This window comes from Paraburkholderia sp. MM6662-R1 (genome assembly GCF_050436245.1).
Lineage (GTDB): Bacteria > Pseudomonadota > Gammaproteobacteria > Burkholderiales > Burkholderiaceae > Paraburkholderia > Paraburkholderia tuberum.
On sequence record NZ_JBNDLV010000001.1, the window covers coordinates 2,025,516 to 2,040,148 of the forward strand.

Annotated in this window: 11 protein-coding genes; 8 read left to right on the top strand and 3 right to left on the bottom strand. The window is 60.0% G+C overall.

What is annotated here, in order from left to right:
• Window positions 1–291: 291 nt before the first annotated feature.
• Window positions 292–492, bottom strand: a complete 201-nt coding sequence (locus OKW39_RS09515; protein ID WP_429562501.1) for a DUF2905 domain-containing protein — start codon at window positions 490–492, stop codon at window positions 292–294.
• A 556-nt stretch (window positions 493–1,048) separates the two neighbouring features.
• Here OKW39_RS09515 and OKW39_RS09520 point away from each other — a divergent pair.
• The 5 genes from OKW39_RS09520 to OKW39_RS09540 all read left to right on the top strand — a co-directional run bounded on the left by OKW39_RS09520 (window position 1,049) and on the right by OKW39_RS09540 (window position 8,903).
• The gene (locus OKW39_RS09520; protein ID WP_429562502.1) at window positions 1,049–4,372 is read left to right on the top strand and encodes an AAA family ATPase; all 3,324 of its coding nucleotides are present in this window, start codon (window positions 1,049–1,051) and stop codon (window positions 4,370–4,372) included.
• An 895-nt stretch (window positions 4,373–5,267) separates the two neighbouring features.
• A complete protein-coding gene (locus tag OKW39_RS09525; RefSeq protein WP_429562503.1) occupies window positions 5,268–5,909 on the top strand; it encodes a hypothetical protein in 642 nt (213 codons plus the stop codon).
• A complete protein-coding gene (locus OKW39_RS09530) occupies window positions 5,906–6,517 on the top strand; it encodes a hypothetical protein (RefSeq protein WP_429562504.1) in 612 nt (203 codons plus the stop codon). The genes OKW39_RS09525 and OKW39_RS09530 overlap by 4 nt, the downstream gene beginning before the upstream one ends.
• A 240-nt stretch (window positions 6,518–6,757) precedes the next feature.
• Window positions 6,758–7,780, top strand: coding sequence for a GIY-YIG nuclease family protein (locus OKW39_RS09535; RefSeq protein WP_429562505.1), 1,023 nt, complete (start codon window positions 6,758–6,760; stop codon window positions 7,778–7,780).
• Between the two features lie 838 nt (window positions 7,781–8,618).
• Complete coding sequence (locus tag OKW39_RS09540; protein WP_128585829.1) at window positions 8,619–8,903, top strand: hypothetical protein; 285 nt, start codon at window positions 8,619–8,621, stop codon at window positions 8,901–8,903.
• Between the two features lie 316 nt (window positions 8,904–9,219).
• On the opposite strand, the gene OKW39_RS09545 is transcribed toward OKW39_RS09540, so the two are convergent.
• Window positions 9,220–10,290 (bottom strand): helix-turn-helix domain-containing protein, encoded by a 1,071-nt coding sequence (locus OKW39_RS09545; protein WP_429359795.1) that lies wholly within the window; start codon window positions 10,288–10,290, stop codon window positions 9,220–9,222.
• Between the two features lie 542 nt (window positions 10,291–10,832).
• Window positions 10,833–11,873 carry an SGNH hydrolase domain-containing protein gene (locus tag OKW39_RS09550; protein ID WP_429562506.1) on the bottom strand — a complete coding sequence of 347 codons (1,041 nt, stop codon included), beginning with the start codon at window positions 11,871–11,873 and terminating at the stop codon, window positions 10,833–10,835.
• A 116-nt stretch (window positions 11,874–11,989) separates the two neighbouring features.
• Here OKW39_RS09550 and tnpA point away from each other — a divergent pair, with 116 nt between their 5' ends.
• The 3 genes from tnpA (at window position 11,990) to tnpC (ending at window position 14,486) form a co-directional block, all read left to right on the top strand.
• Window positions 11,990–12,445: an IS66-like element accessory protein TnpA gene (tnpA, locus tag OKW39_RS09555; protein ID WP_429354897.1), complete on the top strand. Its 456-nt coding sequence runs from the start codon at window positions 11,990–11,992 to the stop codon at window positions 12,443–12,445.
• Window positions 12,442–12,798: an IS66 family insertion sequence element accessory protein TnpB gene (tnpB, locus tag OKW39_RS09560; protein ID WP_165572787.1), complete on the top strand. Its 357-nt coding sequence runs from the start codon at window positions 12,442–12,444 to the stop codon at window positions 12,796–12,798. The genes tnpA and tnpB overlap by 4 nt, the downstream gene beginning before the upstream one ends.
• 92 nt (window positions 12,799–12,890) lie before the next feature.
• Window positions 12,891–14,486: an IS66 family transposase gene (gene tnpC, locus OKW39_RS09565; protein WP_429562207.1), complete on the top strand. Its 1,596-nt coding sequence runs from the start codon at window positions 12,891–12,893 to the stop codon at window positions 14,484–14,486.
• The last annotated feature ends 147 nt before the right edge of the window (window positions 14,487–14,633 follow it).

Sequence of the window (14,633 nt, forward strand, 5' to 3'; positions counted from 1 at the left end):
CGATGTGAGACAGACATACCCCTCATGTCCTCCTGTGACGGATACCGTCTTTACGGATGTGTCGTTGCGTAGCGATTTCCTTGACACAGCCCGCGCGTTCCTCGGAACCGCGTGCTTGGCCTTTCTACTTTCGAGTGCGAAAGCGTGCGCACAAACGGCATGGCTCACTTCCTTGGGGTGGGCAGCAAAACGCGCACCGTCTAGCCCACCCTCGCGGGTTCCGTAGGCGGCTTTCCGACCGATTTGCGCCTACAGATCGTCGCCGTTGTGTGCTCCGACGCGGAGCCGCGCTCAACGCCGCAAGAACCACAACAGCACGGATACCACAACCGAAATCACGATGCACGTGACGATCGGGAAGTGAAAGTTGAATCCGTCGCGGACGATATGGATGTCGCCGGGCAGTCGGCCGAACGGGATGCGCGCGAGCCAGTGCCATCCGGGGCCGGCAAGAATGCACAGTGTGCCAATAACGATCAGGAAACGGTTCATGGGGCGCCGTCACCCACGGTAGCCGACGAGGTCATCATAGCTCCACGCAGGCGGAGTATCCGCGCCGATTGAATTTTGAGCCACCGCGTTGACGAAGGACTCTCGACAACGCTTTCTGCCGCCAATTGCCCTAGGCGAGGGACCGTAGCCCCTTGCCGTCATTCGAGTCGCCGCGAAAGCAACGGCCGTTTCCAAAGTCCAACGGACATTCGCTCGGGCCGGTCGGCTGCCTCTTATCGGCCTTTATAGCCGACATTCAGCTAACGACATTCGTGAGGCAGCTACCGGTCGCTTTCCTGACGTCCAACCCGTTGCCAGCCGCGAATGTCAGATCTCGTTGTCAGCGAATGCGTGATACTCCTCTGACCTCCAGCGCCCCCCAAGACAGTTTTCCTGCACGCATGCCGCATGGGGTTCGTATACCCGCAAAAAATGCAACTTGCCCATAAACCATCCTCTTGCTACGGTATAAATTAGCTATTGCCGTTCCATTTCTTGCGTTTTACCCGACGCCCCGGCCTGGCAAGCAAGTTGCAGTCGTCACCGGAGTCTGGCCATGGATACGCTCGCATCGTGGCTGCGCCCCCTCGGGCTTGACCAGTACGCGCCATTGTTCGAAACCCATGGCATCGATCTGCATTCGCTGCCACTGCTCTCCGAAGCAGATCTCGTTGAACTCGGCGTGCTGCTCGGGCACCGCAGGCTCCTGCAAAAAGCGATCTCCACGCTTGACAACGACGGCGGCGCAGCGCCCTCGACATTGCAACCGGCCAAGGATGCCGGTCACCGTCAACTCACTATCCTGTTTTGCGACCTCGTCGGCTCAACACAGCTAGCGCAGCAAGTCGACGCGGAGAAACTCAGGGACCTGGTGCACGCTTACCAGTGCACATGCGCCGATATCGTTTCCCGCTACGCCGGTCATGTGGCGCAATACGTCGGCGACGGCGTCGTCGTGTACTTCGGTTTTCCGCAGGCGCATGAGGATGACGCGGAGCGCGCCGTGCGAGCTGCGCTCGATATCGTCGCCGCCGTCGGTAAGGTTCCAGGTCCAACGCCGCCGCGAGTGCATATCGGCATCGCAACCGGTTCGGTCGTCGTCGGGGACAATGGAGGAGGCGATGGTTCCATATCGAATTCGGCGGTGGGTGAGGCTCCCAACCTTGGCGCGCGTCTGACCGCTCTGGCCGGTCCCGACCAGATCGTGGTTTCATCTTGCACCCATCGCTTGCTCGGCAATACCTTCAGGACCGAAGATCTCGGCGAACGCATGCTGAAAGGCATCAGCTGCCCGGTCAGAGCATATCTCGTCCGGGACCTGACGCCTAACGAGAGCCGCTTCGACGCCACCCGAAAGAGCCGATATACACCTTTTGTCGGTCGCGAATCCGAAGTCGCTCTGCTTCTCTCTCGCTGGGAAAGCGCACGCGACGGAGATGGTCAGGTCGTGTTACTGACCGGGGAGCCCGGCATTGGGAAAAGCCGCATCGCGCGTGTACTGAGCAAACCTCTCGTCGATACACCTCATCTTCGACAGTTCTATCAGTGTTCTCCCTATCACAAGGGCTCGTCCTTCTACCCACTTGTCGAACAGTTCGAGCGCGCTTGTGGATTCGAACGCGACGACACGCCAGAGCAGAAGCTCGACAAGCTCGAAGCATCACTGGACCTCGGCACCGACCAGTTGCCGTTCGTCGCCCCGTTTTTTGCCGCATTGCTGTCGCTGCCGACCGATCGCTATCCGGCGCAGCTGCTCTCTCCCCAAAAGCACAGGGAGCAAACGATCGTCGCATTGGTCGAGCAGATACTGCACCTCGCGAAACGTCGACCCATATTGATGATCTGCGAAGACGCACAGTGGGCTGATCCAGCGACACTCGAGACGATGGCGCTGATGGTGGAGCGGATACGCCAGGCAGCCGTACTCCTCGTCGTGACCTGTCGCCCCGAATTCGTGCCACCCTGGACCGGACACGGCAATGTCACGCTGCTGCATTTGAACCGCCTGTCAAGGCGTCAGGGCGAGGCGATTACCGATCAACTCGTCGGCGGCAAGCGACTGCCCCAGGAATTGCTAACCCAGATTCTCGAACGTACCGACGGGGTACCGTTATTCTTGGAGGAGCTCACCCAGGCGCTGCTCGAGTCAGGTTTCCTGGATGATGCTGGCGACCATTGGGAACTGAAGAGACCGCTGCCCCCGTTGGCGATTCCGTCGACGATCCAGGACTCGCTGATGGCGCGCCTCGATCGCCTCGGGATGACCAAGGAAGTCGCCCAGATCGGAGCGTGCATCGGCCGCGAGTTCGATCACGAACTGCTGGCGGCGATAGTTCCGACCAACGATGCTGGCTTGCGTAATGCGCTCGATCGTCTCGTCGAAAGTGGACTGGTCTTCAGGCATGGCAGCGGCAGGGAAACGGTGTACACGTTCAAGCATGCACTCGTGCGCGATGTCGCCTACGATGGGCTCCTGATGAGCCGTCGAAAGCAGATTCACGCGGCGATTGCACGCGCGCTTGCCAGTGAGCTAAAGGATCGCGCGAAGATCCAGCCAGAATTGCTTGCATTGCACCTGACACGCGCGGATCTGATCGATCTCGCCCTGCCTCAGTGGCGTAATGCTGCACGCTCAGCCATTGCGAAGAACCGACATCGCGAGGCCCTTGATTATGTGGACGAAGGGCTTGCACTGATCGATCGGGTGGACATCGAACACCGGGCGGACCATGAGGTCGGACTGCTTGTTGCGGGTGCCGCCTGTCATTGGGTGCTGACAGGCTATGCGTGCAAACAGGCGGCGGCGTTGTGGGCGCGCGTAGAAGGGTTGGTCGACCAGGTGACTGATCCACGGCTCTCGATCGTGGCGCTATCGGGTATCTGCACCTGTGCGTATGTTGGTGCGGATACGCGAAAAGCGCTTGCCACCGCAGAGCGGCTCATCAAGCTCGCCAAAAGCACCCAAGATATCGATAGCAAGGTTGTCGCGTACTCTGGCGTCGGACCGATTCTCCACTATCTAGGGCAATTCGCGCGTTGTGCGAAATTGCTTGAATTTGTACTCGACTCGTACAGGCCAGACCGGACAATCGGTTTTGGCCGGCTCCATGACCCAAAAGTGACTGCGTACAACTGGCTGGGCTGTTGCCATCTGGCCGCTGGCCGCTTCGATCAGGCCAAGCAATATGCGCGCATGGCTGTCGATCATGCGACGGGTATTGCGCAGCCGTTTGTGCTGTCGATGGCACTGAGCATCGCTGCCCGGCCGTTCGCGGAGACGGGTGACGAAGAGACGACTTTCGATCTGTGCGATCGCTGCATCGAACTTTGCGACTCGCAGAACCTTCCGTTCTGGAAAGGCTGGGCCATCGCTTTTGAAGGTGTCGTGCTCGAACGACGGGGAAAACATCAGCACGCTGAGGCGCACCTCGCGCAAGCAATCGAACATCTCGCTGCAGGCGGCAGCCGCAGCGATCTGGGATACATATACGCATGCCGGGCGCAAGCGCTCGCGCACCTGGGCCGTTTCGATGAAGCCCGGCGTGACATCGAAACGGGTCGCGTCCAATGCATCGGACAGTTGATCTCATTGACTGAGCTCGCCTATTCCCGCGGCGTGACCGAACTGCTTGATCCTGGATCTGACGAAGGCATCGCGGAGCACTGGTTCAACGTTGCGCTGACCGATGCGCGCTCGATTGGATTGAGCCTTATCGAACTTCGTGCAGCCACATCCATGGCCAGCTTGTGGAAAGCCAACGGAAAACGCCGAGAGGCGCAGGACGTGCTCAGGCCTGTTGTCAGCGCTTTCACTGAAGGGTTGGACTGCCAGGATATGACGGCAGCCGTGGCACTGCTCGACAGCCTCGATGTGGCTTAACGAAAAACGTGAAGCCGGTGAAAGAGCAAGCCGATTCGCTTCGCGTCGAACCACTCGAAAGCAATCGGATCGCAGCTAGAATGCGACACTGTGCCTTTGATCGCAAATTGTCAGTTCCGAGTCGACGGATGACGAGATGAATCAGGTATGTGGAACTCGGGGTTCCGGCAATAGAGCCGGATTTGTTGAGCAAAAATAAAGTCGTATAGTAGAAAAAATAAAGTTGTATAGTGCCGCGCTCCCTTGTTAGGCGGGCATCGGGCCGATGGCATGTCCGCTTGACTCCGGCTTCGCTGGTGTGAACGGGCAATAGAGTTTGACACAACGCGCCGAATAAAATCATGCCTTTAGCGACGCACGTGATCGCATCCAGACGAAACATTGTTTGACATGAACACGACTCGACTCAGTTCGCGCTGCCATCTTGCGACAGGGGCGCGTTGCGCCTCTGCTTGATGACCGGTTTCGACCCTCAACAGCCTTTCAGGCTGGCGTAGCATCAATGGCTGCTTTTAGGGGGACAACCGCCCACGGGATCTCCCCAGTTTTTCGAGGCACGCGATCAGCCTCTTCGGGAACCTCGCACCCTACTCGGCATGGTTTCCCGACCGCGTTCACGGCGCGATTTAAACAGGCATTGGCGACACACTGACGCATACAAATTACTTACAGCTTTCTATATAGTTGATATGTCTACTAGTTGACGCGGCCTGCAATGTTCTCCACTCCTATTCGGTAGATCCGAAAGATAGCCGCCTGCCGCGCACTTACCAGAAAGTGACGGGCGCGACTTTCACGAATGCCATGGTTCCGTTTGAAGTACGGGCGTTGTCGAAGGGAAGGTCCATCTGGACTGAACTGCCTGACAGAACGAACGGAAATAACGGAAACTGACATGCTGAAGAAACTTTTCTCGCGAATCGAACCGACCCTGACGGCATCCGCGCCCGCCAGCCAGATGGACGCCCTGAATTTCGACTGGGGCTTTCGCATGGGCTATGTGATTGGCTTGGAAGCCAGTTCGACGTACCGCTTCAACCTGCGCAACGTGCTTGACCGCAAAACGGCTGCCTGTGGCATTGAACTGTACCGGAGTGTGCTGGCCAATGAACGCGCGGGCTATGACGCCGCTGTGGCCCGCGCCCGTGAAGTCTGTGATGAGGCGGGGGTGATGGCGGCCGCTTTTGTGGCAAACCGCATGCTGAAGTTTCGGTGGAGTGACAAGTTGCTGGCGACAACGAATCCCGCCCTCGACTGGGAAATGGGGGTCCGCATGGGTTGCGCCACCGCGCAGTTTGATACCGGACAGGCGAGCGGCCAGATGAGGGATGTCGTCGATCCGGTTTTCGCCGGATGCATTGTGCTGCTGTACGCGGCGATGATTGATGAAAGCATCCGCAATGAGGTGACGGTGATTGACACCATCCGTGCATGCTACGACGGCGACGACGGCGTTGCCGCAATCGTCATGAAGATCGTGGAACACATGCTGTTCAACCGGCGCGATGACGCCGTGGGCTATCCGGTCCTGCCATGACGCTGGACACACTGCACGCCGGACGCGTTAACGAGATTCACCGCGCGAGCGGCACCTGGGTTTTCGTGGATCCGGGATTCTCGCGCGCGAGCCAGACATCGGGCCTGCTCGTGCAGAATGCCGAGCCAACGTTGCACACCTTCGCGCAACTGTGCGAGTCGGTGAGTGCACTGGCCCGCCAGCCGGACGGTGCACTGAACCTGGTACTGGAAGCCCCACTGAGTGCCGCATTCACGGCAGACGGTAACCCCGCCGGTCGCCGGATGGAGAAGCGCGGCAACCTCCACCGCTACTGGTACGCGGGACTGGGCTGCCAGGTCACGCTGGCCGCCGCACATCTCTTGCGTGCAGTGATTGAGGCGGGACCAGCGCGCGACATCAGGCTGTTTGAGGCGTTCGTGAGTTTCAAGGCACCTGGCGTGCCGTCCGACCATGCAGGCGACGTGCGCGCACTGCGCGATGTGGTTTGGAATGCGCACCGCGCACCTGGCGCGATAGTGTCGCCTGATGCGCTGCCCGGCCCGCATGCCGCGCATGTGGAGTCCGCGTTCCGCGTGTTCGGTTTCGATCCCGGCGTGCCGCCTGTCATTGTCGCGGATCCGCTCTGACCGTGCGCCTTGACGGGCACGACGCAGACGGGCTGGGCTAGCCTACATGTGGCACGCGGACTGGGATGCCCGCGCCCGCGCCCGTGGCGCGGGGTGGGCCGCCAGCCGCTGGCTGAAATCCTGACGCAAACCGCGCGCAAAAAAAGAGCCCGCTGACGACCAGGAAGACAAGAACGGCATGGCCCCCAACAAACCCTTTTCTGCCCGGATCCGTCCGGGCTTTTCATGACAGGACACATCATGCAGGACAACGATAGCAAACAGGGCTATATCTACGTGCTCGGCCCAAAAGGCAACCGCGATTTTGAGGTCTGCAAGATCGGCCGCACGGGCCGCACGCCCGCCGACCGCTGCGCCGAGATCAACAATGATTCGACCACGGGCGATTTCGTCTGGGAGGTCACACACAACATCGGCGTGAGCGACTGCATGCGCCTCGAAGGCTTGGCACACGACGAGTTGTCGGCACATCGCATGCCGGGACGCGAGGTGTTTTTCGTGAGCGCGGATATGGCAATGGCCGGAATCCTGCGTGTACTCGAACGCACCCCGGAGATTGCCGTCACTGTCGCGCCCGCCACAGCGGAAAGGACGAAAAAGGCGCGCACGTCGCGCAACACTCACTCCGCACGCATCGATCCATATCTGCCGCTGCTCCTGCGTTTCGTGGAAATGCTGGGCGTCAGGGGTGAACTGTTCAACCAGCGCAGCAAGCCTTATTTCGGTATCAGCGATGCCGCGAAAGGCGTGCAGTGGAATCTGGCGGTATACCCACAGATGAGCCAGATCCGGATGGGTGTCAATCTCGAAGGCGTGACTTACAGGAACTGGCCAATCACGACACTGATCCAGTCGGAACAGACTGCACCGCGGCTGCCGGGGCTGGCGGAATGTCTATCTGAGGCTGGGTCCCTCATGCTGCGCTTTTCGCGCGACGCCTGGCAGGGCGCTTCACGACAAGCCATCGCGGAGCAATGGATTGGCGGTGAGGAACTGCCGCTGGATGCCCTTACGCCGGAAAAGTGGCAGGCCATGCTGACCGAAGCGCTTGGCTGTCTCGACGCCACACGACAGTATCGTGGACGCGCCGAACAGGTCGTGACACGGACCCCATCTGGTGAGAAAAAAATCATGGAGATTTCGCCGCATCTGACGATCTCGACGCCGCTGGACGCGGACTGCGATCCGATGGAGGCGCTTGGACCAACCATCAAACGGCTCAAGTCGCTGCATACGTGGGCTAGGCAGGCAAGCGGTGCGTGAAAGTCTGCGCGCAAAAAAGAGCCCGCCGGTGACCTGGAGGGATCACTGGCGTGGACGCGTGAATGGCCGTCGAGGCGCAGCGGCTGAGGACGATTGAACAGGGCTGGAACAACAAGTCCATGAAGATACAGACCCGCGCAACGCGTGGCGGACAGGATCAAGACTAACTGGCGTGCGGCGAAATCATCCGCCAGATTTTTCCTCGTGTCCCGCTAAAAGTACCTGGCCAGGCAATTGGCTCTAGGAAAAACGCGCCGGTTGTGGGTGAAAAACTGTTTAGGCATCCCTCACCATTTCCGGGTGCGCCTTGCTGGACGGGCGTTTCCGGGTTTGGGCCACAGATCCCTCGGTGGGCGCGGTAAAGCGGCCTTTCGCTGCCTTACGATCGCACACACTGACCGTCGGCAATGGCGGTATTGTGCGCGTAGCTCGTCTGCCAGGTTTCGGATGTAGTACGGCCGTTCAAACGGCAGGTTTCCCCACTTGCTGAACGGCAGGTTGTGGCCGATCGGCGCCGATGCGGCAGCCTGCCCTCACACTGAAATGACGGGCCGAGGACATTTTGTCAATCAAGGGGCTCTACGGGTGAATCTGACACGCGACGCCGCGTTCGTATCAGGCGACACGCGATTTGCACGGCCCCTAGGAAGTTTGTGAGACACACGGTAAAGCGTACCAAGGAAGCCGCGGTATTGTCGTACGGAAGAAGGCTTTTTTACCAGATAAGGGACTCCCGCATTTGCCCGGGAAAACTCAGGGGCCGTCGCGATGTCGTGGGCGAACGTTGGCCATGGCATCGCTTTGGCGGAAGGTGCTAGACGTACGATCAGAGATAGCCATGAGCAGCACAAAAAAACAACCGACTTCGACGGACGGGGGCCTGTTGCCGGCCAGCCTCGCCGACGCGCAGCTCGACCACTTCGAACGCATAGCCCAGTACGTCACGCGCGTGAACGCTGAAAACACTTTTCGTGGGCTCGATCACGAGTATTGGGAAAGGCGCCTTGGCAGGTTGGCGGAAACACATGACCTTGTAGCCGTTCAGCGGCGCCGGGTCTTCCGGCTCCTCGACCTGCTCAAGCGGCACGCATCGGTCAGCATATGCAACCGCACCGCTGCCTGACGCCGGCCGGGGAAAACCGGACGTCAGCCTGGGGGCCGATAAGAGAACACGGTGGCGATTCCGATCCGGCAAACGGGCGCTCGCGGATAATGTCCATCTAGGGTTCCTCCCTGTGGACCGGTCAAGTACGCCGCTAATCATGCGCCGTGTACCAGTCGGGTGAGGAGGAGTCCATCCCATTGTTCCTGGCCGGCTCCTGCCGATTTATGCCGCGGCTACAACCCGCTCCCGGCAACCTGACTTTACAGACCGCAGTCCGATCGGCGCGGGAGTCACCGCAGTCGAATAGCACCGCGTGCTCAACCTTCTTGCGCATTTATGTGGTGCCTGCCGCCGGCCAGGTAGCATGTCGCTCCAGCCTGTCCTGTTCGCGTCGGAGCAGCGGGGCATACCCGTGCAAGTCCCGCGGCGCGATATCAAAGGCGCGACGGAATGCGCGCGTAAAACTCGACGCACTATTGAAACCAAGCCCCGAGGCAATGTCCTGCACTTCGAGATGAGGAAAGCGGACCAGTTCATCAGCCGCCATTCGCAGCCTGCGGCTGGCGATATAAGTGGCCAGGCCGCCTTCATGCTCGAACAGTCGGTACACGCTGGCGCGCGACAAATGAAGCGACGCCAACACGCTGTCAGGCGACAAATCCGGGTCGTGCAGATTGGCCTCGACATAGCGCCGAACTTGTCCGTACGCTGCGGCGCGCACCGCAGCGCGAGCGTTACCGGATAGGCCCGCTTGTCGGCTGAATGCCGCGGCCAGCAGTTCGACCGCGGTGAGAAAAGACTGATGTGCCTCGTCTTTGCTCAGGCCGACGATTTGTCGATTGAGCGCGACCAGATGAGCAATCAGCATGCGCGTCAAGGGCGTCGTGGCTTCGACCTGGCGGCCATGCAGCGACGCGGCGTCGGGGAACGCTTTTTCGACCAGGGCGCGCGGCACAAAGAACAGCAGTATCCGGCTATGAAAACTCCGGACTGTGCACGGCTGATCCATGTCCAGCGCGAGGATGGTCGGCCCGGAAGATAACTGCGGTGCGTCGCGCCGTTGCTTGCCGCCCAGGAATTGGCCGGGCAGACCCTTCAGGAACACGCTGAAGCTAACGTCGCGTATGCTTTCCGTCGACACTCGTCCCAGCGACCGCACGGCCAGATTGGGACTGGTGCGGAAATCGAAAAAACTCAGATTGTCGATAGTGTAGCGAGAAAGCGCCGCGTCGAACGTCTCGTCACCGTGCTTCGAGGCAGCCTGGATGTCGTAGACCGGATTCATGCGCTCCTGCCAGGCGAGGAAGCTGTGACGGGCGTCGCCTTGCACGCTGAAATTGCTGTGCACGATGCCCGGCGCAAGCTTGGGCGGCTCCGGCGGTAACAACAAGTGGCTCAATGGCATACGGGCGGGCGACAGTTCGTTGGTCCATTGGTGCGCATCGCTGGTTTCCGTCCAGTTGTGGTCCGCCCGGTGCGGCGAGTTTCCATGTCAAGTCAGAAGGCCGCCCCGTGCGCGCCTATTGGGTGACAAAGAAGAATATCCTGTCCGGGCTGCCGAAGCCATGGAAGGCTTAAAGCGACCCAGGCGGTTCGTAGCCTTCATCCAGCCGGTCCATCAACAGAACAAATCGACAATCGGATCGTGCAGCTAGGGCGCATTCTATCTGGCAATCCGCGCGCGAAGGTCAGCTGTCTGGGGCAAATTCGACGTTCGGATGTCCGCTTGAAAGCGGTGGTCAGCGTCCGTAGCTGGCCGCGCCCTGCCTGATGCATGTGGCATAGGACGACCCACAAGGGACGGTAGCGTTTCTTCGTAGCGGACACTCAAACCATCTAGACAGGCCGGACCAAGACGCTTATCCGAGCCGGAGTCTCATTCCGTCTGAGAACCAAGTTAGGCCGCTTTAGCGCTAACTTGTTGCAGTCATTCTTCAAAGCACTTGCTCACAGCTTCTCGACCGCGCCGATGTCCACCAGAGCCTGTCGTATCGCTGACGATAGACGCGGAGCCAGCAGCTTCACGCCGTCTTGTGTCAGATGGTCGGTGTCTTTGTACAGCCCTACTCCGTCCTTGACTGTAAAGCACACTTGCTGATTGCAAAGCGCGTCGAATGGGTCAACGAGGGTTACATTGCCAACCTGCTTCGCAATGTCGGCAATCTGATTGCCCCGTTGGACGATATCCGCTTGCCCCGCTCGAGAAATAGTCATGTCGGATATTTCGTGACCCGCCGCAACCTGGATACGAGCCCAATCGCGCGGCGAATCGCCCCGAGGATTCGGCACCGCAGTGACGAGCACCATCTTTCCACCACGAGCTGCTAGAACCTTTGCGATATCCTTCAACACGTTCCCTTCGTAGATGGACTCATATCGTTGCCAGTCACCCGCCACCACGACGAGCTTGATCGACGGTGTATCCATGAAGTGATCAAAGGCGAAGTTTGCGTATCGCTCACACCCCGGAAAAATCTCCGCCCCGGAACCCGGAAAAACCTTTCCCCTGAACGGAGGACATCCACCCAGCGTGGCAACTATGCCGGGAACGTGCGTCTCAGCTGAGACACCGTCTACAATTGGTTGGACCATGTTGGAGAAGGAGTCACCCCACAGCATGATCGTCGGATTAGCGCCCGACGCCATGCCGCCCAAACTACAAAAATCGCCTGGCGAATGCTTGGTACCATCCACGTCTCTTTGACACTCATACGAGCGCGGTCCCTCGCTCTTCATGGCCGTCGACGCGGCGCGAAGGTACGGCGGTAGCCTGCCTTGCAGGCCGTCCGTTTTGTTGAGAACCGCAGTGAAGGCGAAGCCAGAGGCGACGCAAGCCGCCAGCAAGATAGTGATGGGAACATTGCGCAACCGCTTTCGCCCCGGTTGCTCGACAAATTGGTAGGAAAGCCATCCAGCCACGATCGAAACAAGAATCAGAAGCGCCGCCTGCAAGGGCGACGGCTCGGCACCCGCACGCTCTCGAAACATGAGCAGGATCGGCCAATGCCATAGATAAATCGTAAGCGCTAGTTTTCACGCACCTAGCTTCTGCCTTTGAGAAGGTCCACGATTGCGTCCGCAACCCAAACTTGCGGACGCAATCCATGACCGAGAATGACCTGACCTTTTTGCCCTTGCGGGTGACACGCGTTGGTGTCGGCGGCAAGCGCAGTTTCCACCCGTCAGACAAGCGACGACTGGTCGACGCCTGCCTGCAGCCAGGCGCATCGCTGTCTGGCCTCGCCCTGAAGGCTGGGGTGAACGCCAACCAGTTGCGCAAATGGGTTCGGCTGCGCGAACAGTCGACTTCCTCCGCGAGATTCAACACTGCTGTCGGGTTGTCGGCCTTCGTGCCGGTCGTCGCGATCGACGACGCGGCGCCGACGACACATGTTGCGCAGCCGACGCCTGAACTGGATCGCGCAGATCTGTCGCCACCGGCGACACAAGCTGCGCGCCTGTCGGCCAGATTGCCCAACGGTGTAAAGCTTGAGCTCGAATGCTCAGGGCGCGACGCCGCACTGGTGAGCGCGATGATTGCCGCACTGAGAGCCCAATGATGTTCCGGTTCGAGGCGAACATTAAGGTCTTCCTGCATCGTGAGCCGATCGATTTCCGTGCCGGTATCAATAGCCTCGTGGCACTGGTCGAGCAGTCCATGCAACTCGACCCATTTGCACGTGCCGTGTTTGCCTTCCACAATCGCAGACGCAACCGGGTCAAGTTACTGTTCTACGAGCGCACCGGCTTCTGGCTGATGCTGCGGCGCCTCGAGCAGGACCACTTCGTCTGGCCACGTCGGCAACAGGCTGTGATCGAGTTGACGACCGAACAGCTGCATTGGCTCCTTGAGGGCATTGACGTTGACGCAGTGCGCCGCCATCCGGCACGGCGGTACCGTCACGCGAGCTGAACGCCGGGCGTTCCCAGTAAAAACAACGGGCGGGTGGACGGTTACAAATTCCCGTAAACCCGTCGCGCGCAATCATTCGCTATCCTGGGAGCATGAACGAAGACGACTTCTCCCGATTGCCGTCGGTCGCCCAGGCCTATATCCGTGAACTCGAGGCACGCAACCGGCAGCTGGGCGAACGGATTGCCCAGTTGGAGGAGCAGTTCCGCCTGGCGCAGAGCAAGCGCTTCGCGCCGAGTAGCGAGAAGCTCGGGGCTCGTGTCTTCGACGAGGCCGAACAGATCGCCGCCACCGACCACGACGACGATGACGCCGGCGATGCCGAAGGCACGTTCGCGCTGCCCGATACTGGCCTGCCAGATGTACCCGGGGCGGCACGGAACAGGCCCGGACGCAAACCACTGCCGGCGCACCTGCCACGTCAGCGCATCGAATACGACCTGCCCGAAGAGCAGAAGATCTGTCCATGCTGCGCACACGCACTTCACCGCATGGGCGAAGAGGTCAGCGAACAGTTGCATATCGAGGTGAAGGCGTCCGTGCTGCAGCACGTGCGCTTCAAGTACGCGTGCCGCCACTGCGAACGCCATGCCGAACGCACGCCGGTGATCACCGCACCGATGCCAGCGCAGCCATTGCCGGGCAGCAATGCCAGTGCGGCGATGATCGCCACCGTTACTGCCGGCAAGTATGTCGACGGGACACCGCTATACCGGATGGCTCACGCACTGGCGCGCGCAGACATCGAAGTCGGACGTGGCACGCTGGCAAACTGGATCATCCGGCCCGCTGAACTGCATTACCGCCGGCTCTATGAGGCATTGCGCAAGACGCTGCTGTCGCAGCCGTTGATCCATGGCGACGAGACAACGGTGCAGGTGCTCAAGGAGCCCGGCAAGACCGCGCAGAGCACATCGTATATGTGGGTCTACCGCAGTGCCGAAGACTGTGCGGAGCCGGTCGTACTGTTCGACTATCAGCCGGGGCGGGGGCAGGAATATCCTCAGGCATTCCTCGCCGGCTATGAAGATCTGCTGATGACGGACGGATACGCCGCCTGGCGTACGCTCGAAGGACCAACCCACTTCGGCTGCCTGGCTCACGCCCGTCGGGCCTTCGTCGACGCGCTCAAGGGCATGAAAAAACCCGGCGGCCGCGCCGGGCAGGCATTGGAATACTTCAAGGCGCTGTATCAGGTCGAGGCGCTGGCCAAAGCCGATATGCCCGAAGGCGAGACGCGCGTTGACTACACATACCGGCTGCGCCAGCAGCACAGCGTGCCACTACTCGAAGCGTTCAGAAAGTGGCTGGACGAACAGGCGCCGCAGGTTCTGCCAGAAAGCCTGCTGGGCAAGGCAATCTCATATACACGCAACCAGTGGACGTATCTCTGCCGCTACGTGAGCGACGGGCGTGCCGCCGTCGACAACAACGTCATCGAGCGCGACATCAGACCATTCTGTACAGGCCGATCCTCATGGCTGTTCAGTGACACTGTTGCCGGGGCGAAAGCGAGCGCAATCGTTTACAGCCTGATGCTCACGTGTCGAGCCTGCAATGTCGAACCCTACGCATATCTCGTGCATGTGCTGACCGAATTGCCGCAACGAGCACCGGATGCCGATGTCACAGACCTGCTGCCCTTCAACTTCGCGAAGCTCACGGCTGCAGCACGCAACCCCGTTTGATTTGACCAGCGCATTGGCGCGAACTTCACCAATCGACGCGCTGTCGTGAGACGCCATCTCCCCACCACCCAGGGACGTCAATTCCGTGTGCTGGATCGTGCGCTTACGATAAATCGAATAGGAAATTGCGCCGAGAAACTGAAGCGG

What these genes read in the sequence shown, in the direction of transcription:
- OKW39_RS09515 (WP_429562501.1), bottom strand. Translation starts at nt 492, where the DNA reads ATGAACCGTTTCCTGATCGTTATTGGCACACTGTGCATTCTTGCCGGC.
- OKW39_RS09520 (WP_429562502.1), top strand. Translation starts at nt 1,049, where the DNA reads ATGGATACGCTCGCATCGTGGCTGCGCCCCCTCGGGCTTGACCAGTAC.
- OKW39_RS09525 (WP_429562503.1), top strand. Translation starts at nt 5,268, where the DNA reads ATGCTGAAGAAACTTTTCTCGCGAATCGAACCGACCCTGACGGCATCC.
- OKW39_RS09530 (WP_429562504.1), top strand. Translation starts at nt 5,906, where the DNA reads ATGACGCTGGACACACTGCACGCCGGACGCGTTAACGAGATTCACCGC.
- OKW39_RS09535 (WP_429562505.1), top strand. Translation starts at nt 6,758, where the DNA reads ATGCAGGACAACGATAGCAAACAGGGCTATATCTACGTGCTCGGCCCA.
- OKW39_RS09540 (WP_128585829.1), top strand. Translation starts at nt 8,619, where the DNA reads ATGAGCAGCACAAAAAAACAACCGACTTCGACGGACGGGGGCCTGTTG.
- OKW39_RS09545 (WP_429359795.1), bottom strand. Translation starts at nt 10,290, where the DNA reads ATGCCATTGAGCCACTTGTTGTTACCGCCGGAGCCGCCCAAGCTTGCG.
- OKW39_RS09550 (WP_429562506.1), bottom strand. Translation starts at nt 11,873, where the DNA reads ATGTTTCGAGAGCGTGCGGGTGCCGAGCCGTCGCCCTTGCAGGCGGCG.
- tnpA (WP_429354897.1), top strand. Translation starts at nt 11,990, where the DNA reads ATGACCGAGAATGACCTGACCTTTTTGCCCTTGCGGGTGACACGCGTT.
- tnpB (WP_165572787.1), top strand. Translation starts at nt 12,442, where the DNA reads ATGATGTTCCGGTTCGAGGCGAACATTAAGGTCTTCCTGCATCGTGAG.
- tnpC (WP_429562207.1), top strand. Translation starts at nt 12,891, where the DNA reads ATGAACGAAGACGACTTCTCCCGATTGCCGTCGGTCGCCCAGGCCTAT.